The 23,364-nt window shown below is 63.4% G+C and carries 18 protein-coding genes, 2 tRNA genes and 4 rRNA genes (1 of these 24 only partly in view); 17 read left to right on the top strand and 7 right to left on the bottom strand.

Annotated features, from left to right (window positions below; all coding sequences use genetic code 11):
• The 6 genes from JVX91_RS14960 to rrf (JVX91_RS14985) form a co-directional block, all read left to right on the top strand.
• A 16S ribosomal RNA gene (locus JVX91_RS14960) occupies positions 1-23 on the top strand; it begins 1,514 nt to the left of the window's first position.
• A gap of 64 nt (positions 24-87) precedes the next feature.
• A tRNA-Ile gene (locus JVX91_RS14965) sits at positions 88-164 on the top strand.
• A gap of 29 nt (positions 165-193) precedes the next feature.
• Positions 194-269: transfer RNA gene (locus tag JVX91_RS14970), tRNA-Ala, on the top strand.
• A gap of 230 nt (positions 270-499) precedes the next feature.
• Positions 500-3,391 (top strand): 23S ribosomal RNA (locus JVX91_RS14975).
• A 133-nt stretch (positions 3,392-3,524) separates the two neighbouring features.
• Positions 3,525-3,640, top strand: a 5S ribosomal RNA gene (gene rrf / locus JVX91_RS14980).
• A gap of 106 nt (positions 3,641-3,746) precedes the next feature.
• Positions 3,747-3,862 (top strand): 5S ribosomal RNA (rrf, locus tag JVX91_RS14985).
• The 16S, 23S and 5S rRNA genes sit together here with 2 tRNA genes alongside, the layout of an rRNA operon.
• A 144-nt stretch (positions 3,863-4,006) precedes the next feature.
• On the opposite strand, the gene JVX91_RS14990 is transcribed toward rrf (JVX91_RS14985), so the two are convergent.
• The 6 genes from JVX91_RS14990 to JVX91_RS15015 all read right to left on the bottom strand — a co-directional run bounded on the left by JVX91_RS14990 (position 4,007) and on the right by JVX91_RS15015 (position 11,504).
• The gene (locus tag JVX91_RS14990; RefSeq protein ID WP_205335001.1) at positions 4,007-4,465 is read right to left on the bottom strand and encodes a GNAT family N-acetyltransferase; all 459 of its coding nucleotides are present in this window, start codon (positions 4,463-4,465) and stop codon (positions 4,007-4,009) included.
• 119 nt (positions 4,466-4,584) lie between these two features.
• Entirely contained in the window at positions 4,585-5,802 is a 1,218-nt protein-coding gene (gene fabB, locus JVX91_RS14995; protein WP_205335002.1) for a beta-ketoacyl-ACP synthase I, read from the bottom strand.
• A 10-nt stretch (positions 5,803-5,812) separates the two neighbouring features.
• Positions 5,813-6,328, bottom strand: a complete 516-nt coding sequence (gene fabA, locus JVX91_RS15000) for a 3-hydroxyacyl-[acyl-carrier-protein] dehydratase FabA (RefSeq protein WP_138216449.1) — start codon at positions 6,326-6,328, stop codon at positions 5,813-5,815.
• A gap of 232 nt (positions 6,329-6,560) precedes the next feature.
• Complete coding sequence (locus tag JVX91_RS15005; RefSeq protein WP_205335003.1) at positions 6,561-8,477, bottom strand: ATP-binding protein; 1,917 nt, start codon at positions 8,475-8,477, stop codon at positions 6,561-6,563.
• The gene (locus tag JVX91_RS15010; protein WP_205335004.1) at positions 8,474-9,373 is read right to left on the bottom strand and encodes an ABC transporter substrate-binding protein; all 900 of its coding nucleotides are present in this window, start codon (positions 9,371-9,373) and stop codon (positions 8,474-8,476) included. The genes JVX91_RS15005 and JVX91_RS15010 overlap by 4 nt, the downstream gene beginning before the upstream one ends.
• 22 nt (positions 9,374-9,395) lie before the next feature.
• Positions 9,396-11,504 carry a TonB-dependent receptor gene (locus JVX91_RS15015; RefSeq protein WP_205335005.1) on the bottom strand — a complete coding sequence of 703 codons (2,109 nt, stop codon included), beginning with the start codon at positions 11,502-11,504 and terminating at the stop codon, positions 9,396-9,398.
• A 182-nt stretch (positions 11,505-11,686) separates the two neighbouring features.
• Between JVX91_RS15015 and JVX91_RS15020 the strand changes: the two genes are divergently transcribed.
• The 11 genes from JVX91_RS15020 to JVX91_RS15070 all read left to right on the top strand — a co-directional run bounded on the left by JVX91_RS15020 (position 11,687) and on the right by JVX91_RS15070 (position 21,638).
• Positions 11,687-12,709, top strand: a complete 1,023-nt coding sequence (locus tag JVX91_RS15020) for an NAD(P)H-dependent glycerol-3-phosphate dehydrogenase (protein WP_205335006.1) — start codon at positions 11,687-11,689, stop codon at positions 12,707-12,709.
• A 12-nt stretch (positions 12,710-12,721) separates the two neighbouring features.
• The gene (locus JVX91_RS15025) at positions 12,722-13,078 is read left to right on the top strand and encodes a DUF4389 domain-containing protein (RefSeq protein ID WP_205335007.1); all 357 of its coding nucleotides are present in this window, start codon (positions 12,722-12,724) and stop codon (positions 13,076-13,078) included.
• Positions 13,075-13,539: a phosphohistidine phosphatase SixA gene (gene sixA, locus JVX91_RS15030; protein WP_205335008.1), complete on the top strand. Its 465-nt coding sequence runs from the start codon at positions 13,075-13,077 to the stop codon at positions 13,537-13,539. Before JVX91_RS15025 ends, sixA begins: the two co-directional genes overlap by 4 nt.
• Positions 13,540-13,797: 258 nt before the next feature.
• On the top strand, positions 13,798-15,465 hold the full coding sequence (locus tag JVX91_RS15035; RefSeq protein ID WP_205335009.1) for an AMP-binding protein: 1,668 nt from the start codon (positions 13,798-13,800) through the stop codon (positions 15,463-15,465).
• A gap of 20 nt (positions 15,466-15,485) precedes the next feature.
• Positions 15,486-15,911: a hotdog fold thioesterase gene (locus JVX91_RS15040; RefSeq protein ID WP_081519161.1), complete on the top strand. Its 426-nt coding sequence runs from the start codon at positions 15,486-15,488 to the stop codon at positions 15,909-15,911.
• A 242-nt stretch (positions 15,912-16,153) separates the two neighbouring features.
• Positions 16,154-16,957 (top strand): AraC family transcriptional regulator, encoded by an 804-nt coding sequence (locus JVX91_RS15045; protein WP_205335010.1) that lies wholly within the window; start codon positions 16,154-16,156, stop codon positions 16,955-16,957.
• A gap of 44 nt (positions 16,958-17,001) precedes the next feature.
• A complete protein-coding gene (locus JVX91_RS15050) occupies positions 17,002-17,649 on the top strand; it encodes a LysE family translocator (protein WP_205335011.1) in 648 nt (215 codons plus the stop codon).
• A gap of 211 nt (positions 17,650-17,860) precedes the next feature.
• Positions 17,861-18,661 carry an alpha/beta hydrolase gene (locus JVX91_RS15055; RefSeq protein ID WP_205335012.1) on the top strand — a complete coding sequence of 267 codons (801 nt, stop codon included), beginning with the start codon at positions 17,861-17,863 and terminating at the stop codon, positions 18,659-18,661.
• Positions 18,662-18,670: 9 nt separating this feature from the next.
• Positions 18,671-19,534, top strand: a complete 864-nt coding sequence (locus JVX91_RS15060) for an alpha/beta fold hydrolase (protein WP_205335013.1) — start codon at positions 18,671-18,673, stop codon at positions 19,532-19,534.
• Between the two features lie 81 nt (positions 19,535-19,615).
• Entirely contained in the window at positions 19,616-20,503 is an 888-nt protein-coding gene (locus tag JVX91_RS15065) for a DUF4892 domain-containing protein (protein WP_205335014.1), read from the top strand.
• 79 nt (positions 20,504-20,582) lie between these two features.
• Positions 20,583-21,638, top strand: a complete 1,056-nt coding sequence (locus JVX91_RS15070) for an AI-2E family transporter (protein ID WP_205335015.1) — start codon at positions 20,583-20,585, stop codon at positions 21,636-21,638.
• A 432-nt stretch (positions 21,639-22,070) separates the two neighbouring features.
• Here the strand turns inward: JVX91_RS15070 and JVX91_RS15075 are convergent, their stop codons facing one another.
• Positions 22,071-23,351: a CynX/NimT family MFS transporter gene (locus JVX91_RS15075; RefSeq protein ID WP_205335016.1), complete on the bottom strand. Its 1,281-nt coding sequence runs from the start codon at positions 23,349-23,351 to the stop codon at positions 22,071-22,073.
• Between the last annotated feature and the right edge of the window lie 13 nt (positions 23,352-23,364).

Here is a 23,364-nt window from a genome sequence, read left to right on the forward strand (position 1 = left end):
CCTGCGGCTGGATCACCTCCTTAATCGAAGATCTCAGCTTCTTCATAAGCTCCCACACGAATTGCTTGATTCACTGGTTAGACGATTGGGTCTGTAGCTCAGTTGGTTAGAGCGCACCCCTGATAAGGGTGAGGTCGGCAGTTCGAATCTGCCCAGACCCACCAATTGTTGTGGTGTGCTGCTGATCCGATAAGGGGCCATAGCTCAGCTGGGAGAGCGCCTGCTTTGCACGCAGGAGGTCAGGAGTTCGATCCTCCTTGGCTCCACCATTAAATCGTCGAAAGCTCAGACATGAATGTTCAGGTTGAACGAACATTGATGTCTGGTCTTTGTGCCAGAACTGTTCTTTAAAAATTTGGGTATGTGATAGAAGTAGACTGAATAATCTCTTTCACTGGTGATTATTCAAGTCAAGGTAAAATTTGCGAGTTCAAGCGCGAATTTTCGGCGAATGTCGTCTTCACGTTCGAGACAGTAACCAGATTGCTTGGGGTTATATGGTCAAGTGAAGAAGCGCATACGGTGGATGCCTTGGCAGTCAGAGGCGATGAAAGACGTGGTAGCCTGCGATAAGCTTCGGGGAGTCGGCAAACAGACTTTGATCCGGAGATCTCTGAATGGGGAAACCCACCCGGGATAACCTGGGTATCTTGCACTGAATACATAGGTGTAAGAGGCGAACCAGGGGAACTGAAACATCTAAGTACCCTGAGGAAAAGAAATCAACCGAGATTCCCTTAGTAGTGGCGAGCGAACGGGGACTAGCCCTTAAGCTTCTTTGAATCTAACAGAACGCTCTGGAAAGTGCGGCCATAGTGGGTGATAGCCCCGTATGTGAAAGGTTCTTTGAAGTGAAATCGAGTAGGACGGAGCACGAGAAACTTTGTCTGAATATGGGGGGACCATCCTCCAAGGCTAAATACTACTGACTGACCGATAGTGAACCAGTACCGTGAGGGAAAGGCGAAAAGAACCCCGGAGAGGGGAGTGAAATAGAACCTGAAACCGTATGCGTACAAGCAGTGGGAGCCTACTTTGTTAGGTGACTGCGTACCTTTTGTATAATGGGTCAGCGACTTATATTCAGTGGCGAGCTTAACCGTATAGGGAAGGCGTAGCGAAAGCGAGTCTTAATAGGGCGTTTTAGTCGCTGGGTATAGACCCGAAACCGGGCGATCTATCCATGAGCAGGTTGAAGGTTAGGTAACACTGACTGGAGGACCGAACCCACTCCCGTTGAAAAGGTAGGGGATGACTTGTGGATCGGAGTGAAAGGCTAATCAAGCTCGGAGATAGCTGGTTCTCCTCGAAAGCTATTTAGGTAGCGCCTCACGTATCACTCCAGGGGGTAGAGCACTGTTTCGGCTAGGGGGTCATCCCGACTTACCAAACCGATGCAAACTCCGAATACCTGGAAGTGTCAGCGTGGGAGACACACGGCGGGTGCTAACGTCCGTCGTGAAAAGGGAAACAACCCAGACCGTCAGCTAAGGTCCCAAAGTTATGGTTAAGTGGTAAACGATGTGGGAAGGCTTAGACAGCTAGGAGGTTGGCTTAGAAGCAGCCACCCTTTAAAGAAAGCGTAATAGCTCACTAGTCGAGTCGGCCTGCGCGGAAGATGTAACGGGGCTCAAACCATACACCGAAGCTACGGGTGCATCGCAAGATGCGCGGTAGAGGAGCGTTCTGTAAGCCTGTGAAGGTGAGTTGAGAAGCTTGCTGGAGGTATCAGAAGTGCGAATGCTGACATGAGTAACGACAATGGGAGTGAAAAACTCCCACGCCGAAAGACCAAGGGTTCCTGCGCAACGTTAATCGACGCAGGGTTAGTCGGTCCCTAAGGCGAGGCTGAAGAGCGTAGTCGATGGGAAACAGGTTAATATTCCTGTACTTCTAGTTACTGCGATGGAGGGACGGAGAAGGCTAGGCCAGCTTGGCGTTGGTTGTCCAAGTTTAAGGTGGTAGGCAGAGATCTTAGGTAAATCCGGGGTCTTAATGCCGAGAGCTGATGACGAGTCATCTTTTAGATGATGAAGTGGTTGATGCCATGCTTCCAGGAAAAGCTTCTAAGCTTCAGGTAACTAGGAACCGTACCCCAAACCGACACAGGTGGTTGGGTAGAGAATACCAAGGCGCTTGAGAGAACTCGGGTGAAGGAACTAGGCAAAATGGCACCGTAACTTCGGGAGAAGGTGCGCCGGCGAGGGTTAAGGATTTACTCCGTAAGCCCATGCCGGTCGAAGATACCAGGCCGCTGCGACTGTTTATTAAAAACACAGCACTCTGCAAACACGAAAGTGGACGTATAGGGTGTGACGCCTGCCCGGTGCCGGAAGGTTAATTGATGGGGTTAGCGAAAGCGAAGCTCTTGATCGAAGCCCCGGTAAACGGCGGCCGTAACTATAACGGTCCTAAGGTAGCGAAATTCCTTGTCGGGTAAGTTCCGACCTGCACGAATGGCGTAACGATGGCGGCGCTGTCTCCACCCGAGACTCAGTGAAATTGAAATCGCTGTGAAGATGCAGTGTATCCGCGGCTAGACGGAAAGACCCCGTGAACCTTTACTGTAGCTTTGCACTGGACTTTGAGCCTGCTTGTGTAGGATAGGTGGGAGGCTTTGAAGCGTGGACGCCAGTCTGCGTGGAGCCATCCTTGAAATACCACCCTGGCATGCTTGAGGTTCTAACTCTGGTCCGTTATCCGGATCGAGGACAGTGTATGGTGGGCAGTTTGACTGGGGCGGTCTCCTCCTAAAGAGTAACGGAGGAGTACGAAGGTGCGCTCAGACCGGTCGGAAATCGGTCGTAGAGTATAAAGGCAAAAGCGCGCTTGACTGCGAGACAGACACGTCGAGCAGGTACGAAAGTAGGTCTTAGTGATCCGGTGGTTCTGTATGGAAGGGCCATCGCTCAACGGATAAAAGGTACTCCGGGGATAACAGGCTGATACCGCCCAAGAGTTCATATCGACGGCGGTGTTTGGCACCTCGATGTCGGCTCATCACATCCTGGGGCTGAAGCCGGTCCCAAGGGTATGGCTGTTCGCCATTTAAAGTGGTACGCGAGCTGGGTTTAGAACGTCGTGAGACAGTTCGGTCCCTATCTGCCGTGGACGTTTGAGATTTGAGAGGGGCTGCTCCTAGTACGAGAGGACCGGAGTGGACGAACCTCTGGTGTTCCGGTTGTCACGCCAGTGGCATTGCCGGGTAGCTATGTTCGGAATAGATAACCGCTGAAAGCATCTAAGCGGGAAACTAGCCTCAAGATGAGATCTCACTGGGAACTTGATTCCCCTAAAGGGCCGTCGAAGACTACGACGTTGATAGGTCGGGTGTGTAAGCGCTGTGAGGCGTTGAGCTAACCGATACTAATTGCCCGTGAGGCTTGACCATATAACACCCAAACAATTTGTGTGTTAGACGGTGAAGACGTAACGAACCGAAAGTTCGTGTGAACCGCAAATACCTGTCACATACCCGAATCTGGATGAGCGTGTGCGCAAGCCACGAGCGTCCGAAAGAATTGCTTGACGACCATAGAGCGTTGGAACCACCTGATCCCATCCCGAACTCAGTAGTGAAACGACGCATCGCCGATGGTAGTGTGGGGTCTCCCCATGTGAGAGTAGGTCATCGTCAAGCTCCTATCCCAAAGCCCCTGGTTAGCGAAAGCTGGCCGGGGGCTTTGCTTATTAGTGTAAGCAAACCGAATTCCGATGAGCGCCAAGGCGAGCATCCAACCGAATTGCTTGACGACCATAGAGCGTTGGAACCACCTGATCCCATCCCGAACTCAGCAGTGAAACGACGCATCGCCGATGGTAGTGTGGGGTCTCCCCATGTGAGAGTAGGTCATCGTCAAGCTTCTAATTCCAAAGCCCCTGATCAGCGAGAGCTGGTCGGGGGCTTTGTCTTTGGGGCTGGAAAATAGGCGGTCTCGCAGCTGGCGGTGTTAGCCGATACATACGGAGCATGCAAAGAGCGTGGCTTCGCGGATCAGGTCCGCTTCTACGAAAGCGTCAGCGGCTTGCTCATGATGATCGTGCGTTCTTCGCCGTAGTGTTGTTCTCGCACAGCGCGATAGCCGAGGCGAGCATAGAAGGCTTGTGCTGTGAGGGAGGAGGGCACCATCAAGGTGTCCAGGCCGCGCTGCAGGGCTGCTTCCTCGATTCGGGCCATCAGGAGTTGACCGATGCCTTTGCGTTGCTGCTGTGGGGCTATGAAGAGGCTGCGTACGGCGTTGCCATCCAGGGCGCAAGTGCCGACGATCCTGCCGCTGAGCAATGCGACGAAGACCAGACGCTGTTTCACCAACTCGATTACGCGCTCTGGCGTGAAATGCACCACGACCGACTCGATAACGCTTGCCGGGTAATCCTGACCATTGCTCTCCCTCACGGCCGCCACTATTACCTGGCTGATTGCAGCAGCGTCTTCGCTACAAGCCCTTCTAATTGCCAAATCCATCTGCATAGTCCCTGTTATCCAGTCTGCCCATCCTGACCTGATTGAAAGCCGGCGGGTAGACGGGAATCGCAGACAACAAAAAAGGCGCCCTAGGGCGCCTTTTTTGTTTGAATCACCGATCAGCCGTTGTGGCGTTTCAGGACCAGGGTGGCGTTGGTGCCGCCGAAGCCGAAGCTGTTGCTCATGACGGTGTCGATCTTCGCGTTCTCGCGGGTCTCGCGCAGGATCGGCATGTCAGCGACTTCCGGGTCCAGTTCGTCGATGTTCGCGGAGCCGGCGATGAAGTTGCCTTCCATCATCAGCAGGCAGTAGATCGCCTCATGCACGCCCGCGGCGCCCAGGGAGTGGCCGGACAGGCTCTTGGTGGAGCTGATGGCCGGGGCATTGGCGCCGAACACTTCGCGCACGCCGCGGATCTCGGCAACGTCGCCAACCGGGGTGGAGGTGCCGTGGGTGTTCAGGTAGTCGATCGGAGTGTCGACGGTCGACAGGGCCTGCTGCATGCAGCGCACGGCGCCTTCACCGCTCGGAGCGACCATGTCGTAGCCATCGGAGGTAGCGCCGTAACCGACGATTTCGGCGTAGATCTTGGCGCCACGCTTGAGGGCGTGTTCCAGTTCTTCGACCACGACCATGCCGCCGCCGCCGGCGATGACGAAACCGTCACGCTTGGCGTCATAGGCGCGGGAGGCCTTTTCCGGAGTTTCGTTGTACTGGGTGGAGAGGGCGCCCATGGCGTCGAACAGGCAGCTCTGGCTCCAATGTTCTTCCTCACCGCCGCCAGCGAAGACGACGTCCTGCTTGCCCAGCTGGATCTGTTCCATGGCCTGGCCGATGCAATGCGCGCTGGTGGCGCAGGCCGAGGAGATGGAGAAGTTCACGCCCTTGATCTGGAAGGGAGTGGCCAGGCACGCGGAAACGGTGCTGCCCATGGTGCGGGTGACGCGGTATGGGCCGATGCGCTTGACGCCCTTTTCGCGCAGGGTGTCGATGGCTTCCATCTGGTTCAGGGTGGAAGCGCCGCCGGAGCCGGCGATCAGGCCGGTGCGCGGGTTGGAGATCTGCTCGGGGCTGAGGCCGGAGTCCTTGATCGCCTGTTCCATCGCCAGGTAGGCGTATGCGGCGGCGTCGCCCATGAAGCGGAAGACCTTGCGGTCGATCAGCTCTTCCAGGTTCAGGTTGACCGAACCGGACACGTGGCTGCGCAGGCCCATCTCGGCGTAGGTCGGGTTGTGGCGGATGCCAGCACGGCCTGCACGCAGGTTGGCGGAGACGGTGTCTTTGTCATTGCCCAGGCAGGAAACAATGCCCAGACCGGTGATCACGACGCGACGCATGCGGATACCCTTAGAAGCTGTCAGTGGAAGTGAACAGGCCGACGCGGAGGCCTTCGGCGCTGTAGATTTCGCGGCCATCGACGCTGACGGTGCCGTCGGCGATGGCCAGGATCAGCGAACGATTGATCGTACGCTTGATGTGAATGTTGTAGGTGACTTTCTTGGCGGTCGGCAGGACCTGGCCGAAGAACTTCACTTCGCCTGAACCCAGGGCACGGCCGCGGCCGGGGTTGCCCTGCCAGCCGAGGTGGAAGCCTACCAGCTGCCACATGGCGTCGAGGCCCAGGCAGCCCGGCATGACGGGGTCGCCTTCGAAGTGGCAGGCGAAGAACCACAGGTCAGGGTTGATATCCAGCTCGGCGACCAGTTCGCCCTTGCCATACTTGCCGCCGACTTCGCTGATGTGGGTGATGCGGTCGATCATCAGCATGTTGGGGGCGGGCAGTTGCGCATTACCCGGGCCGAAGAGCTCGCCGCGGCTGCAGCGCAGCAGGTCTTCTCGGGTGAAGGCGTTTTGTTTGGTCATGCGAGCTCCTCAAAAATCCTGGATAGCAGGCGTTGTTGGCTTCTGCCTGCGGCGCCGCGTTCCGTTGTTATTGTCACGGTGTCACACGGCAGCCTAGTCATAGACTATTGCCTTTAAGTGAAAGTCACAGCAGCCGGCGAACGCTTGTTCACTTTTATTTGCTGCCACGTTTTCCCTGTTGGGGCACCGGCCCCGTGCCGGCCCGCAGTTTGCGGGCAAGCGCCCTTGCGGATCAACGACCTGGAGCAACCCAACGCTGCAGAATCCGTTGCAGCTCGGCCCGTTTGAACGGTTTGGCGAGGTAGTCGTTCATCCCGGCCTCCAGACAGGCCTCGCGGTCACCCTGCAGCGCGTTGGCGGTCAGGGCGATGATCGGTACCTGCTCGCCGCCCGGCCGGGCACGAATCTGCCGGGTGGCCTCGTAGCCGTTGAGTACCGGCAGGCGGCAGTCCATCAGGATCGCCGCGAATTCGTTGCGCTCCGAGGTGCGAACCGCCTGGACGCCATCGCCCACCAGCGTGACGCGATAACCCAGGCTGCGCAACATAGCTTCTATGACCGTTTGATTCACCGGGTTGTCCTCAACCAGCAGCACGGACTGACCAGTGGCAAGCGTATCGGCACCGTTCGCGCCATCCTCTGCGGCACTTTGGCGCTCCCGGAAGGGCAAGGGAATTTCCAGCGTGAAGGTGGAACCGCAGCCTTCTTCGCTGACGGCGCTCAGGGTGCCGCCCATCCGCTCGGCCAGCGTTCGGGCAATGGATAGGCCGAGCCCGGTGCCGCCATAACGGCGGGAGGTCGAAGAGTCCGCCTGCTGGAAGGCCTCGAACATGTGCTCCAGGCGCTCGCGGGAGATGCCGATGCCGCTGTCCTGGACGGAGCAACTGAGCCAGAGCACTTCGGCGTCCAGTGCCTGCCAGGTGGCTTCCAGGCGCACGCCACCTTCTTCGGTGAATTTCAGCGCGTTGCCCAGCAGATTGACCAGGATCTGCCTGATTCGAGTCGGGTCGCCCTGCACCTCGAGGTTGTCGAGCCCATCGAGGACGTTCATCTCCAGGGCCAGGCCGCGCTGCTGCGCGCTGTGCTGGAAGACCTGGATGGAGCTCTGGATCAGTTCCAGCAGGTTGAACGGGATGCGTTCCAGTTCCAGCGCACCGCGCTCGACGCGGGAGAAGTCGAGGATGTCGTTGATCACCTTGAGCAGGTGCTCGGTGGACTCGGTCGCCAGCGCGCTGTATTCGGCCTGCTCCTGGTTCAGCTCGGTGGTTTCCAGCAGTTGCAGCATGCCCAGTACGCCGTTCATCGGCGTACGCAGTTCATGGCTCATCATGGCGAGAAAGTCGGACTTGGCGCGGTTCGCTTCTTCCGCTTCCTCCCGCGCCGCCACCAGCTGCGCGATGCTGCGCTCCTGCTCCAGGCTGGCCTGCTGCAGGCCGCGGGCGAGGTTGTTGATATGGCGGGCAAGGTCGCCGACTTCGCCGTCGTCCGGTACCGGCAGGGTGGTGTGGTAGTCGCCGGTCTGGATCGCCTGCACGGCGCGGCCCATGGTGCGGATCGGCGCGGCCAGGCGGCGGGCGAGGCGGCGCGCCAGCAAATAGGTGAGGATCAGCGCGAACAGCGCGAGCAGGCTGGCCTTGAGGAGGATTTCCTGTTGCCGCTCGCTGAAGGCGTCACTGGCCATGCCGACCACCACGCGTCCCAGGTAATCGCCGCTGGGCGCTGCGGCCGCCGGCAGCATGTCGTTGGAGGCGCCGAGTTCGCCGTCATGGATGGCGATGTTCTCGCGCTGAATCGAGGCGTGGAAGATTTCCACCTTGGTGCTGGCCTGCGCCGGATCGGCGGCATGCTCGACGTAGACGAGGATATTGTCGCCCCGGTCGCGCACTTCGATGAAGCGCACGTGGGCGGTGCTCAGGGTTGCCCGCAGCAGGCTCTGCAGCACGGGCAGGTTGCCGGAGATCACCCCGTACTCCGCCGCCGGGGCGAGCTGGTTGGCGATCAACTGGCCGGTATGGTTGGACTCCAGGCGCAGGTCCTGCAGACGCGAGTAGGTGAAGTAACCGGTCAGCAATACCGTCAGGAGCAGCGCCGGCCCCAGGCTGATGGCCAGCATGCGCGTCTGGATGTTCCAGCTCTTGCGCGAACTCATGGTTTTTCTCCTTCGGCCAGGCGCTGCGCGAGTTGCGCGTCGTCCGGCAGGTCGATGCCGAGCGAGCGCGCCACCTGGCGGTTGCTCTGCACCTTGAAGCGTTCGGGATAGAGGCTCCGGGGCCATTGCGCCGGAGCCTGGTCGAGCAGCGGATCGAGAGTATCGAGCCAGTCGTTCTGGTCGCTGTAGGTACTGGCCAGGCTGCCGGCCTTGACGAAGGCAGCGGTAGGCCCGATCAGCGCGTGATTCTCGGCGTAGGCGCTGAGCAGGAGTCCCTTGATGGTCTGGGCGTTGTAAAGCTGTTTGTCGTCCAGTCCGAGCAACAGGTCACTGTGACCGAGCAATTCACGCAAGGGACGGGTGTCGTCGGCGCGCACCTGAAGAGCGCTGACCAGCTCCACGCCAAGCTTCTCGGCGGCGCGGGCCAACTCGTCGAGGAGGAATTCGCTGGTCGGTCCGAGCAGCACGCCGATGCGCTTCGGCCTGGGCGTGAGCTGCAGGGCGAGTTGCAATTGGCGGGCGGGCGGCGGATCGCTCCACAGCAGGCTCAGGTCGGCTGGCTCGCGCTTGCCCAGGACCTGCCGGGCTTCGACGCGACTGACCAGCAGGGTCAACGCGGGCGGCGCATGGTCGCTGGCGATGCGCCAGTTCAGCGCGGCGGTGCCCAGCAGCAGGAGACGCGTCTCTCCGTCGAGGCGGGCGGCGGGCGGCAGGTTGTCAGGCGATTCCAGCCGAACGCTGTCCTGGGGGCGGCGCTGTGCCAGCGCCTGGGCGAAGTCCTGCAGTGCGGGACTGCTTTCGTTGCTGACCAGCAGGATATCGCGCGCCTGGACCGTTCCCGCGAACAGGCAGGCCAGCCAGAACAGCAGGGGGGCGAGACGGACTCCGAGGCTCATCCTTGAGCGGCGGGCAAACATGCTAGAAGGCCACCTCTGCGCTGAAGTAGAGCAGGTGGCGGCTGTCGTAGCGGTTCTCCGGCCAGGTCAGCGGCTCGTCGTCGAGGCGCTGTTGCAGCACGCCGGCCAGCTCCAGGGCGGTGCGACCCAGGGGAATGCGCTTGGCCAGGCGCAGGTCGACGCGTTCGAAACGGCGCTGGTTCAGCGCATCGTCGCCGTAATAGAAGATCGAGCTGGACCAGCCACGCCCCCAGTCGCGCATCCAGCCTGCCGAGCCGCTGTTGCGGGCGGTCAGGCGCTGGTCGAAGCGGCTGCTGGCATCGTAGTCGACATAGGCGTACGTCAGACGCACGCGATCCGCGCGGGAGAGGCGCCAATCCAGTTGGGTCTCCGTGCCGCTGAAGCGGATTTCGTTGTCGTTGGTGGGGTAAAAGTCGGATACCTGCAAGGGGTCGCTGATCAGCCCATGGATTTCGTCGTAGTAGGCTTTGATGTCCAGGGCGAGCCCGAGTTCGTCGAACTGGCCGTTGTAGCCGATTTCCCGCGAGCGCATCCGCTCCTGGTCGAGGTCGCCCGGACCGTGGGCGCGGGCGAAGTAGTACGCGCTGGGCTGGCCGTAGGCGAGCGGGGTGATGTTGCGCGCCTTGTAGCTCCAGTTCACGTCGTTCTCGTACATGTCCGGCGAGCGCACGGCCTCGGAGTACACCGCGCGCAGGCTGTGGCGCGGGTTGATCAGGTAGTTCAGCGCGATGCGCGGGCTGACTGAGCTTCCGGCCAGTTGGTCGTCTTCGACCATCGCGCCGCCCTGTAGCAGCCAGTGCGGCGTCAAATGCCATTCGAGCTGGCCGAACAGGCGCCAGATGTCGTTGTTCACCGTGCCGTCGAAGTAGGTTTCCGAGGTGGCCTGGTCGTGGCGGTAGCTCATGCCGCTGACCAGCCGCACGCCCTCGGAAATGCTCAGGGTGTCCTGGATTTCCAGGTCGTAGCGGGTTTCGCGGATGTTCTGGTTCACCTGCCCACACACCGGCAGGTATGCCCCGGCGACCAGCTGCCGCAGCACCTGGCCGGCCAACGCCTGCTCTTGTGCGGTGCCGCGGGGAATCCTTGGCAGGGAGTCGGCGAGATCGTCGACGTACGCCGGGCTCAGTGTCCAGAGTTGCGCGAGTTGCGGGCTGAAGGCGATCTGCGCTTCGCAGGCGCGGAAATCCTGCAGGCGTTCCCAGTGCTCGGCATAGCCCTGCACGTAGAAGCTGTGCTGTGGATTGACGTCGAAGGTCCAGCGCATCGAGCCTGCGTAGTCGCGGGCGGTCAGGTCGGAATTGTCGTCGCCGGCGGCGATGTCGCCAAAGATCGGTTCGTAGCTGTAGGGGCGTTGGTTGCTGCCTTCCTTCGCGGCGACCTGCCAGTCGAGGCTGTTGCGCAGGTCGAGGCTGTGGCTGGCCACCAGGTTGAAGCGGTTCAGGCGCCGGCTGTCGCGGTAGTCGTTGCCGAACTGGTCATGGTCGAAGCCATCGTCTTCCTGGCCGGAGAGTGATAGCCGGTAGTCGCCGGAGCGGTCGTGCAGGCCCTGGCTGGCGTACCAGTCGCGAATGCCGTTCTGCCCGGCGGTGTATTTCAGCCGGGTGCCCTGGCTGTCGGCCGGGTTGCGGGTGAGGATGTTGATCACGCCCATCAGTGCATTGGCGCCGTAGCTCACCGCGTTGGGGCCACGGAAGACCTCGATGCGATCGATGTCCTCGATGGCGACCGGGATGTCGCTCCAGTCCACCGTAGCCAGGCCTGGACGGTACACCGAGCGCCCATCCACCAGGACCTGCAGGCGGCGGGCCTCGGTGACGTTGGTGCCGTGGTAGTTCACCGTGGCCTGGTTGCCCGAGAGGTAGCCGACCATCATGCCCGGCACCAGGCGCATCAGCTCGGGGATGTCGCGGGCGCCCGAGGCCTTGATCAGGTCGCGGTCGAGCACTGTCATGCTGCCGGGGACTTCGGCGGGGGATTGTTTCAGCCGCGTCGCGGTCAGAACTTCAGGAACGTCCAGGCGGTCCACGAACAGGTCGCCCGCCACGGCCTTGCCCGCCAGCAGCGCGGCAAGCAGGGAGAGCGACAGGGGAGCGCGGACGGGATATTGCACGGAACGGCCTTGTTCTCGGTTTTTATTGGTTCGGTCAATGTCTACGGCTAGACGTTTTCCACACGACGGATGTTAAACGAGGCAGCGCTGATTGCCAGCCCGGCGATCCGGACTGGCCGGTCGCCGACGCGGCCTTATAATGCCCCAATCGCCGCCGCGGGGCGGCCACCAATGGAACAGACATGACACAGCAGCAACCGATCGCCGTCCTCGGTGGTGGCAGTTTCGGCACCGCCTTCGCCAACCTGCTGGCAGAAAACGGACAGCGCGTTCGTCAGTGGATGCGCGACGAGGAACAGGCCGAGGCGATCCGCACCCAGCGTGAGAACCCGAATTACCTCAAGGGTGTGCCCATCCATGCCGGCGTGGAGCCGACCACCGACCTGGCGGCGACCCTGGCCGAATGCGAGATGATTTTTGTCGCGGTGCCGTCCAGCGCGCTGCGCAAGGTGCTCGAGGGCCGTAGCGAGGAGTTGGCGGGCAAGATGCTGGTCAGCCTGACCAAGGGCATCGAGGCGCAGACCTTCAAGCTGATGAGCCAGGTGCTCGAGGAAATCGCGCCGAAATCCAGGATTGCGGTGATTTCCGGTCCCAACCTGGCGCGCGAGATCGCCGAGCATGAGCTGACCGCCACCGTGGTCGCCAGCGAGGACGAGGACATCTGCGCACAGGTGCAGAAAGCCCTGCACGGCCGCACTTTCCGCGTCTATGCCAGCGGCGACCGCTTCGGCGTCGAGCTGGGCGGCGCCTTGAAGAATGTCTACGCCATTATTGCCGGCATGGCTGCCGCGCTGGGCATGGGCGAAAACACCAAGGGCATGCTGATCACCCGCGCCCTGGCGGAAATGACCCGCTTCGCCGTCAAGCTCGGCGCCAACCCCATGACCTTCCTCGGCCTCGCCGGTGTGGGCGACCTGATCGTCACCTGTTCGTCACCCAAGAGCCGTAACTATCAGGTGGGCTTCGCCCTGGGCGAGGGCCTGACCCTGGAAGACGCCGTGGCGCGCATGGGCGAGACTGCCGAGGGCGTGAACACGCTCAAGGTACTCAAGGCCAAGGCCGACGAGCTGCAGGTCTATATGCCGCTGGTGGCCGGCCTCAATGCCATCCTGTTCGGCGGCCGCACCCTGGAGCAGGTCATCGGCGCGCTGATGAGCGGTGAGCCGAAGACCGACGTCGACTTCATTCCCACCACCGGTTTCTGAGGAGGTTTCGCCATGTCCGCTGAACGTCAGCCCGCTGACCGTCTAGAGAAGGAATCCCTGGTCCTGCGCGTCGTCTGGATGCTGGTCTTTGCGCTGGTCTGGTTCGTCGCCGAGATGATCCTCGGCGCCGTGGTGATCATCCAGCTGATCTACCGCATCATCTACGGTGCGCCCAGCGGCAGCCTGATGGGCTTTGGCGATAGCCTGAGCCAGTATTTCGCGCAGATCGGCCGCTTCGGCACTTTCCAGACCGAAGAGAAGCCCTGGCCGTTCTCCGACTGGCCCACCGCCCATTCCCCGGAAGGTGAGACCCCGCATGACGTGCCGCCAGCGCCGCACCCGGTGCGTGACGAGGAGCCCAAGCTTTGAAGCTCTGGCTGCTGCGCCATGGCGAAGCCGAGCCCCAGGCCCGCCGCGACTCCGAGCGCCGGCTGACGGCCCATGGCATCAAGGAGGCGCTGAAAAGCGCCGCCCAGCTGGCCGGCCATCCGCTGGACGGCATCCTCGCCAGCCCTTACGTGCGCGCCCAGGAAACCGCCGAACTGGTCCGCGAGGCGTTGGGATTCGAGGGGTCGGTCGGCACCGCGCCCTGGCTGACGCCGGACGATGACCCGAAGGACGTACTGCGCTTCCTCGATGGCCGGGGCGAGCGGAATCTGCTGCTAGTCACCCATCAACCGCTGGTGGGCGCACTGGCGGGACTGCTGGTGCACGGCAGCCGCAGCGACGCCGTGCCTTTCAGTACCGCCACCCTGGCCGAGCTGGAAGGCGAGGTACCGGTGGCGGGCTTGATGCAATTGGTGTCGCTTTACCATCCGCGGCATTCCTGAGCCGGATTGGCAGCACCCCAAGGGCCCCGAAAGGGGCCTTTTCATTGGCGGCGCCGGTATTTCGTGGCCGAATGTTTCGGTGTGAAGCCCGGCGCAGAGCGGTTGCGTCTGATTGCCAGGACGCTTCCTACAAAAGTTCACACGATCGGTCTTGTCTGCCGCTGCGCTGCATGGAATATTCAACCAAGCAAGTGCTTGGTTGATCCATCGCTATATCCCTGAGCTACACCTCTGACAAAAAGAACAAAGGAGGGGCACGTGGTTAAAGCAGTCCGATTACCACTCGACCTGTTCTATCAGCGCGAGAAGAGCCACCCAAACAAACGCTACCTGGTGCAGCCGCTCACCGGCGGCGACGTGCAGACCCTGACCTGGGGCGAAGTCGGCGACCAGGCGCGCCGCGCCGCCGCCTGGCTGCGCAGCCTGGAGCTGCCGCAAGGCAGCCGGGTGGCAATCATTTCGAAGAACTGCGCGCATTGGATAGTCGCCGACATCGCCATCTGGATGGCCGGCCACGTCTCGGTGCCGCTGTATCCCAATCTCACCGCCGATTCCGTGCGCCAGGTGATGACCCATTCCGAAGCGCGGGTGGCCTTCATCGGCAAGCTGGACGACTGGCCGTCGATGGTCGACGGCATTCCCGAGGGCGTGCCCACGGTGGCGCTGCCGCTGCACCCGGAAGGGCGCTTCGACCATCAGTGGAGCGATCTGCAGGCGCAATCGCCGATCCGCGACGATCCGCGCCCAGACGCCACCACCCTGGCAACCCTCATCTACACCTCCGGCACCACCGGCACGCCCAAGGGTGTGATGCACACCTTCGGCAATTTCGCCTTCGCTGCCAGTCACGCCATCGATCTGTTCGGTGTGGGCGAGGAGGACCGTCTGCTGTCCTACCTGCCGCTGTGCCACGTGGCCGAGCGCATGTTCGTGCAGATGGCGTCGATCTACGCAGGGCAGACGATCTTCTTCGCCGAAAGCCTCGACACCTTCGTCGCCGATATGCGCCGCGCGCGGCCCACGGTGTTCTTTGGCGTGCCGCGTATCTGGACCAAGTTCCAGATGGGTGTCTATGCGCAGATGCCGGCGAAGAAGCTCGATCGCCTGTTGCGCTTGCCCATCGTCGGCCGGCTGGTCGGTCGCAAGGTGCTCGCCGGGCTTGGCCTGGACGCCGTGCGCTACGCGCTGTGCGGTGCGGCGCCGGTGCCCGAGGCGCTGCTGGACTGGTACAAGCGCCTGGGGCTGAGCGTGCTCGAGGTGTACGGCATGACCGAGAACTGTGGGTACTCCCACGTCTGCAGGCCGGGTGAGCAGAAGACCGGCTGGATCGGCCGCAACAGTCCTGGCGTTGAAGTGCGCATCAGCGACGAGGGCGAGGTGCAGGTGCGCAGTGGCGCGACCATGGTCGGCTACTTCAAGGACCCGGAGCGCACCGCCGAAACCATCACCGAGGACGGTTTCCTGCGTACCGGCGACAAGGGCGAGCAGAATGCCGAGGGCCACCTGCGCCTGACCGGGCGCATCAAGGAAATCTTCAAGACCGCCAAGGGCAAGTATGTGGCCCCGGCGCCCATCGAGAACCGCCTGGCCGTGCATTCGCGGATCGAGCAGATCTGCGTGGTCGGCGACGGACTGATCGCCCCGCTGGGACTGTGCGTACTCTCCGAGGTGGGCCGCCAGGAAGCCGCCAACGGCTCGCGCATGGAGCTTGAGCAGAGCCTGCAGGCGCTGCTGACGGAGGTGAACGAGGCGCTGGACAAGCACGAGCGCCTGGCCGGGCTGGTGCTGGTCAAGGATGTCTGGACAGTGGATAACGGTTTCCTCACGCCCACGCTGAAGATCAAGCGCAACGTGGTGGAAGGCACCTACGGACAGCGCTTCAATGAATGGGCGGAGCGCCGCGAGGCGGTGCAATGGCATGAATGAGATGAATTGAGGGGAATGGCATGACCTGGCGCACCACGCCCGATCTGGAAAAGCTCAACGCGAACCTGAAGAACACCATCGGTGAAGTGCTCGACATTCGCTTCGAGGCGTTCGACGACGACTCGCTGACCGCCAGCATGGTGGTGGATTCGCGCACTCACCAGCCCTACGGCCTGCTGCATGGCGGTGCTTCGGTGGTGCTGGCGGAAACCGTCGGCTCTACCGCCAGCTACCTGTGCCTAGACAACAGCAAGTACTACTGCGTCGGCCTGGAGGTGAACGCCAACCATCTGCGCGGCCTGCGCAGCGGGCGGGTGACGGCGGTGGCGAAGGCGGTGCACATCGGCCGCTCGACCCATGTCTGGGAAATCCGCCTGCACGGGGATGACGGCAAGCCGAGCTGCATTTCGCGGCTGACCATGGCCGTGGTGCCGCTGGAGCGTTGAGCGTTTTTTGCGCGAATCTTGGCCAATCGCGGACAAGGTCCGCTCCTACAGGGTGAGCCCAGCGCAGCTTATGTAGGAGCGGACCTTGTCCGCGATCCGGCCGATAGGCCGACGGTCGGAGGGCTTCACCTCCCTATTCGATGAGAGCGAGCAGATGTCCGCTCCTGACAAGAGCACTGCCGGCTGGCACCACTCGCAATTTTGTCCAAGACCCGCCATTCCCGTGCCGGTAAAGTAGGCGCATGGAACGCATCGAACACCACAGCAGCGGTCTGCCCGGCGTCCGTTTCATCGACGCTGAGTACCGCCGTTTCGCCTTTCCCCGGCACTTTCATCTCGACTACCACGTCGGGCTGATGCTTGACGGTCGCCAGCGCTACACCCATCGCGGTGAGCGCTCGCTGGCCGGGAACGGCGATATCCTGCTGATGAGCCCCGAGAGCATCCACGATGGCTCCAGCGAGGGTGACGACGGCTACCGCATCCGCGTGCTGTCCATCGACCCGCAATGGCTGGACGACGCCTGCCGCGCCTTCAGCGATGGCCGCCAGGGCGCGCCACGCCTGACGGCCGCGCAACTGCGCGATCCACGGCTGCAGGCCGAACTGCAACAAGCCCATGCCCTGATGCTGGGTGGCGAGCGGCTGGAGCAGGAAGGCCAATTGTGGCAGGCGCTGGCCGCCTTGCTGGAACGCGCCTCCAGCCTGCGCATCCGTGAGCCGGGGCAGGGCTTCGACGCGCCGACCTGGGCGCGTATCCGCGAATGGCTGGAATCCCGCCTGGAAACGCCGCCGACGCTGGAGGAAATCGCCGAGTTCTGCGACCTCAGCCCCTGGCAGGTGCTGCGTCGCTTCCGCCACCAGTGCGGATTGCCGCCGCACCAGTGGCTGACGCACCTGCGCCTCGAGCGCGCCTTGCCGCGGGTGCTCAAGGGCCAGCCGTTGTCGGAGATCGCCTTGAGCCTGGGCTTCTATGACCAGGCGCACTTCAGCCGCCTGTTCCGCCGTACCTACGGATTGCCGCCCGCGCGACTACGCCAGCGCTGATCCTTCTTCCCCATTCCGTTTCCTTTCCACTGGAGAATCCTGCCATGCAGGAGGTTCACGTCTTGCTCATGCTCACCGCCGTGTTCGCCGTCGCCCTGGTCAGCCCCGGCCCGGATGTCGCGCTGGTGGTGCGCACCGCTTTGCACCAGGGGCGCCGCGCCGGTGTGCTCAGCGCCCTGGGACTGGCCAGCGGCATCCTGGTCCACGGCACGCTGGTGCTGACCGGCGTGTCGCTGCTGCTCAGTCGCTCGCCGCTATTGTTCAGCGCGTTGCAGTTGGTGGGCGCGGCTTACCTCGGCTGGCTGGGTGTGGGTGCCTTGCGGGCGCTGCGCAAACCAGGCGGGGCGGGGCGGATCGATGGCGAGCTGGCCGAGTCGAAGCTCGGTCCCTGGCTGCGTGGGTTGGCGACCAACCTGTTCAATCCCAAGGCGCTGGTGTTCTTCCTTGCATTGCTGACCAGCCTGATTCCCGCCGACATGTCGACCCCCGGCAAGGTGTCGGTGGCCGTGATGCTGTTCGGCACCGGTTTTCTCTGGTTCAGCCTGCTCAGCGTGATGCTCACCCGACCGGTCTGGCAGAAGCGCCTGCTGCGCGCGGTTCCGGTCATCGATGGCGCCTGCGGACTGGTGTTCCTGCTGGTGGCGGGTGGCATCCTGTTCAGCGTGGTGAACCACGCGGCGCATTGGGTCTGAGGTTTGCCGTTGCGCACCCAGGGGCGGCTAGGTGTGGAAACACCCTCTCCCCAGCCCTCTTCCTGAAGGGAGAGGGGGCGTTAGCAGGGCAAATCCGCCGGAGCGCCATGGACTTTGGCCGTAGTGCCGTCATTCGCGGGAGTGCGGGTCATTGCCGCACCCGTATTGCTGTCGGAAAATCCAGGCTGTCATTCTCCTGAGTTCGCGCAGCATGTCCCAAGCGGTCTTCTTCGCCCACGCCAATGGTTTCCCCTCGGGCACCTACGGCAAGTTGTTCGACGCCCTGGAGCCGGATTACCGGGTCCACCGGCTGGACATGCACGGCCACGACCCGCGCTTCCCGGTGAACGCCAACTGGGAAAACCTCGTGGAAGAGCTGCTGCATCACCTGGAGGCGCTCGACGAACCGGTCTGGGGCGTCGGTCATTCCCTGGGCGGCGTGCTGCATTACCACGCCGCGCTGCGCAAACCCGAACTGTACCGTGGCGTGGTGATGCTCGATTCGCCGCTGCTGACCTTTGCCGATCAACTGGTGATCCGCGCCGCCAAGCGCTTCGGCTTCATCGACCGGTTGACGCCCGCTGGCCGCACGCTGGGCCGGCGCGAAGACTTCGATGACGTTGCCGAGGCGCTGGCATACTTCGCCGGCAAGCCGCTGTTCAAGCGTTTTGACCGCGACTGCCTGGAAGCTTACGTACGCCATGGCCTTGCGCCGAATGCCGCACAGGGCCTGCGGTTGAAGTTCGATCCGGCCACGGAAATCTCCATCTACCGCAACGTGCCGCACACCAGCCCCGGCCGCGCGAAGCAGCTCGCCGTACCCTTGACCATGGTGCGCGGCCGCCACAGCCGGGTAGTCCTTCCGCACCATGCCCGGCTGATCGGTCGCATTCCCATGGGAGAAAGCCTGTCGCTGCCCGGTGGCCACATGTTCCCGCTGGAGCGCCCGCAAGACACCGCCGCGCTGCTCAAGACCGTCTTCGCCCGCTGGCAACAGCGCGCCAACGCTTAAGGAATCGCCATGACCGCCAAAGTCCAGGAAATCCGCCTGAACCTGCCGCACATCGAACTGGCCGCGCACCTGTTCGGCCCGGAGGATGGCCGTCCGGTGATCGCCCTGCACGGCTGGTTGGACAATGCCATGAGCTTCGCTCGCCTGGCGCCGAAGCTGGAGGGCGTGCGCATCCTCGCCCTGGACTTCGCCGGCCACGGCCACTCGGCACACCGTGCGCCGGGCGCCAGCTACCTGCTGTGGGACTATGCGCTGGACGTGCTGATGGTGGCCGACCAGATGGGCTGGGAGCGTTTCACGCTGCTCGGTCATTCCATGGGCGCCATCGTCTCGGTCCTGCTCGCCGGCGCCATGCCCGAGCGCATCGAGCGCCTGGCGCTGATCGACGGCCTGGTGCCCTACACCGGTGAACCGGACACCTCGCCGCAGAAGCTCGGCGAAGCCCTGCGCGCGCAGCTGGCGCTGCCGAACAAGCGCAAACCGGTGTACGAGGCCATCGACCGCGCCGTGGAAGCGCGCATGAAAGGCGTCGGCGCGGTGAGCCGCGAGGCAGCGGAGCTGCTGGCGTCCCGTGGCCTGGTGCCGGTGCCCGGTGGCTACACCTGGCGTACCGATTCGCGCCTGACGCTGCCATCGCCGCTGCGCCTGACCCGCGCCCATGCGCGACAATTCGTCCAGTCCGTGCAATGCCCGACCAGCCTGGTCCTGGCCCAGCAGGGGCTGATGATGGTCGAGCCGGCCACCCGCGAACTGCTGAAAGACCGGCCCTTCGAGGTCCACGAACTGCCCGGCCAGCACCACCTGCACCTGGACGACGAGGCCGGGGCCGAAGCGGTCGCCGCGATCTTCCGGCCATTCCTGCTGGCGGACTGAGCAACACCCTGTAGCGGCGGGCAGCTTGACTAAAGCGGGGCCTGCCGCGAGTCTGCACGGATCGTTTCAGGGAGATTGTGCATGCTCGACGTCCAGACCACCGCGCGCCAAGACGGCAAAACCCTTCCGGCGGACGCGCAGAAGGCCCGGATTTCGCGGCTCCTTCACTCCCTGATCTTCTCTGGCCTGCTCGGCGCCAGTGCCGCAGCCGGCGCCGCTGATTTGCCTGACAGCCACGACCTGGACATCCTCCCGCGCTTCCCGCGCTCGGAAATCGTCGATTTCAACCAGGCGGCCAGCCAGGAACGCATCTACCCGCAAGGTTCGATCAGCCGCATCAGCGGGCGCCTGCGCATGGAAGGCGAGGTGCGCGCCATTGGCGAGCTGACCGCCGTGACCTATCGCCTGCCCGAAGAGGACTCCAGCCAGAGCGCCTTCGCCGCCGCGCGCAAGGACCTGCTCAAGGCCGACGCCACGCCGCTGTTCTGGTGCGAGAGCCGCGATTGCGGCTCCAGCAACCTGTTGGCCAATTCGGTGTTCGGCAATTCCAAGCTGTTCGGCCCGGACGACCAGCAGGCCTATCTGCTGGTGCGCCTTGCCGCGCCCCACGAGAACAGCCTGCTGGCGGTCTACACCATCACTCGCGGCAACCGCCGCGCCTATCTGCATGCCGAACAGCTCGACAGCGGTACGGAGCTGGGCGAACTGCTGCCCAGCCCGGCGACCCTGATGCGCCTGCTCAAGGCCAACGGCGAGCTGACGCTCAGCCACGTGCCGGAAGAGCCGGGCGGCGCCTGGCTCGACCTGCTGGTACGCACCCTGCGCCTGGACACCGGCGTGCGCGTGGAACTGGCCGGCAAGCATGCCGGTGACTGGCGCTCGGCGCTCACGGCCCAGGGCGTGCGCGATGCACGCCTGGAGCAGGGCAAGGACGAGAGCGACGGCTTGCACCTGACGTGGCTGCGCTGATTCGCCTACGCTGAATCTTCCTGCGCTGAAGAGAGAAGCGCCCTACACTGGGCGCTCCACGAGCCCTCTCGGAGTTCCGATGTTCGACAATGATCGCCTGTTGCTGCGCCTGCTGCTGCTCGGCTTGCTGGGGGCCAGCATCTGGGTGTTGCTGCCTTTCTGGTCGGCGCTGTTCTGGGCCGCCGTGCTGGCCTTCGCCAGTTGGCCGCTGATGCGCCTGCTCACCCAATGGCTGGGTGGTCGGGAAGCGGCGGCGGCGGGTCTGCTGACCGTGGGCTGGATCGTGCTGGTGGCGTTGCCGCTGGTGTGGCTGGGTTTCGGCCTGGTGGACCGGATGCGCGAAGGCGTCGAACTGGTGAAGAACCTCCAGGTGTCCGGCCTGCCGCCGCCGCCTCAATGGATGGCGGGTGTTCCGCTGATCGGCGACCGTCTGGTGGGCTGGTGGTATCAGGTCGACCAGCAGGGCGTGGCGATTTTTTCCGCCCTCAAGCCGTACATGGGCGAAGTGGGTAACTGGGCCCTGGCGCGCAGCGCCAAGCTGGGTGTCGGCATCTTCGAACTGGTGCTGAGCCTGGTGCTGATCTTCTTCTTCTACCGCGATGGCCTGCGTTTGCAGGCATTCGCCCACGGGATGCTGGAACGGCTGATCGGCGAAGCCGCGCAGCACTACATGGACCTCATCGCCGGAACCGTGCAGCGGGTGGTCAACGGCGTGATCGGCACCGCCGCCGCCCAGGGCGTGCTGGCCACCATCGGCTTTCTCATCGCCGGCGTGCCGGGGGCTTTCGTGCTCGGCCTGCTGACCTTCGCATGCAGCCTGCTGATGGTGCCGCCGCTGGTGTGGGGGCCGGCCACGCTCTGGCTGTTCTACCAGGGCAGCTATGGCTACGGCGCGTTCATGGCGATCTGGGGCTTCTTCGTGATCAGCGGCGTGGACAATATCCTCAAGCCTTACCTGATCAGTCGCGGCGGCAACCTGCCGCTGGTGGTGGTGCTGCTCGGCGTGCTCGGCGGGCTGCTCAGCTTCGGCTTCATCGGCCTGTTCCTTGGGCCGGTGCTGCTGGCGGTGGTGTACAACCTGATCAGCGCCTGGGTCGAGAGCTCGCACCGACCGCCGCCACCGCCGGTGGCTTGAGGAGTCGGGGCTGCCCTCACCCTAACCCTCTCCCGGAGGGAGAGGGGACCGGCCTATGCGCTTTGGCAGCTCGTCGTATGCCGGTTGACTCGATGAGGAGCCCCTTGCGCCGAACGGCTCCCTCTCCCTCCGGGAGAGGGCTGGGGTGAGGGTAATACGACCGCTCCGCAGGCAGCCTCGAACGCTGTTCGCGAGCAAGCTCGCTCCTACAAGTGGGGCGCAATCCCGAGCGAGGTTTGCGCCTATCGGAGGTCTCCGGCTGACGCCGCAAACAGCTCTTGCGCCGAACGGCTCCCTCTCCCTCCGGGAGAGGGTTGGGGTGAGGGTAATAAGGCCGCTCCGCAGTCAGCCTCGAACGCTGTTCGCGAGCAAGCTCGCTCCTACAAGTAGGGCGCAATCCCGAGCGAGGTTTGCGCCCCACGGACTTGCAGGTCAGACATGCTCGCTCTTCACCTGCACCAGCTTGTCCCGCCCGGCGCCCAGGCCGAAGACGATCGCGGCCACCGTCACCACCACGAAAATCACGCCGGTCGCTGCCCAGCCGCCGGTGGCATCGTGCACCACGCCGACCAGGAAAGGCCCGCAGGCCGCCAGGGTGTAACCCACACCCTGGGCCATGCCGGAGAGGTTGGAGGCGACATGGGAGTCCGGCGAGCGCAGCACGATCAGCGCCAGGGCGATGCTGAAGGTGCCGCCCTGGCCAAGGCCCAGGACCACCGCCCAGCCCCAGATGCCCGAGAGCGGGGCGAACAGCAGGCCGAGCAGGCCGGCCAGGGTCAGGGTCATGACGATCACCACGGCGATGCGCTGGTCCTTGCCGCGGGTGGCCAGCCAGGGTGCGGCCAGCGCGCTGAACAGCTGCACCATCACCGAACCGGACAGCACCAGCCCGGCTTCGACAGCGCTCAGTCCGCGGTCGATGAGGATCGACGGCACCCAACCGAAGACGATGTAGGCCAGCGACGACTGCAGCCCCATGTACAGCGTCACCTGCCAGGCCAGCGGATCACGCCACAGGCCTTTCACCTTGTACACCGCGCGGTGGGCGTGGTGGTTCTGGCGAGTCTGCGGCAGCCAGATCGCCGCCGCGACGATGGCCGGGATTGCCCAGAACGCCAGCGCCAGTTGCCAGCTGCCATCCATCAGTCCGGCCAGCGGCACGGTGGCACCCGCGGCGGTGGCGGCGCCCAGGCACAGGGCCATGGTGTAGACGCCGGTCATGGTCCCGGCGATGTGCGGGAAGTCGCGCTTGACGATACCCGGCAGCAGCACGCCGATGATGCCGATGCTGGCGCCGGCCACCAGGCTGCCAAGGAACAGCCCGGCCACCGGAAACAGGCTGCGCAGCACGATGCCGCCGGCCAGGGTGAAGAGGATCAGCAGCACGGTGCGTTCGGCGCCCAGGCGGCGGGCGAGCATCGGCGCCAGCGGCGCGAACAGGCCCAGGCAGAGTACCGGCAGGGTCGTCAGCAGGCCCGCTGCGGCGGCGGAAAGGCCGGTGCCGTCCCGCACGGTGTTGAGCAACGGCGCAAGGCTGGACAGCGCCGGGCGCAGGTTCATCGCCACCAGCACCAGGCCCAGCAGCAACAACCAGGTGCGTTGCGGACGGCGTTCGGGTGTCGGCGCGCTGTCGTCCTCGGCGTCGATCAGCAGTTCTTCGGGCGGGCAGGACACCTTGTGCTCGGCATCTTTCGGATCATTGGGCAGGGACATGGTGGGCATTCCA

It is taken from the genome of Pseudomonas sp. PDNC002 (assembly GCF_016919445.1).
GTDB lineage: Bacteria > Pseudomonadota > Gammaproteobacteria > Pseudomonadales > Pseudomonadaceae > Pseudomonas.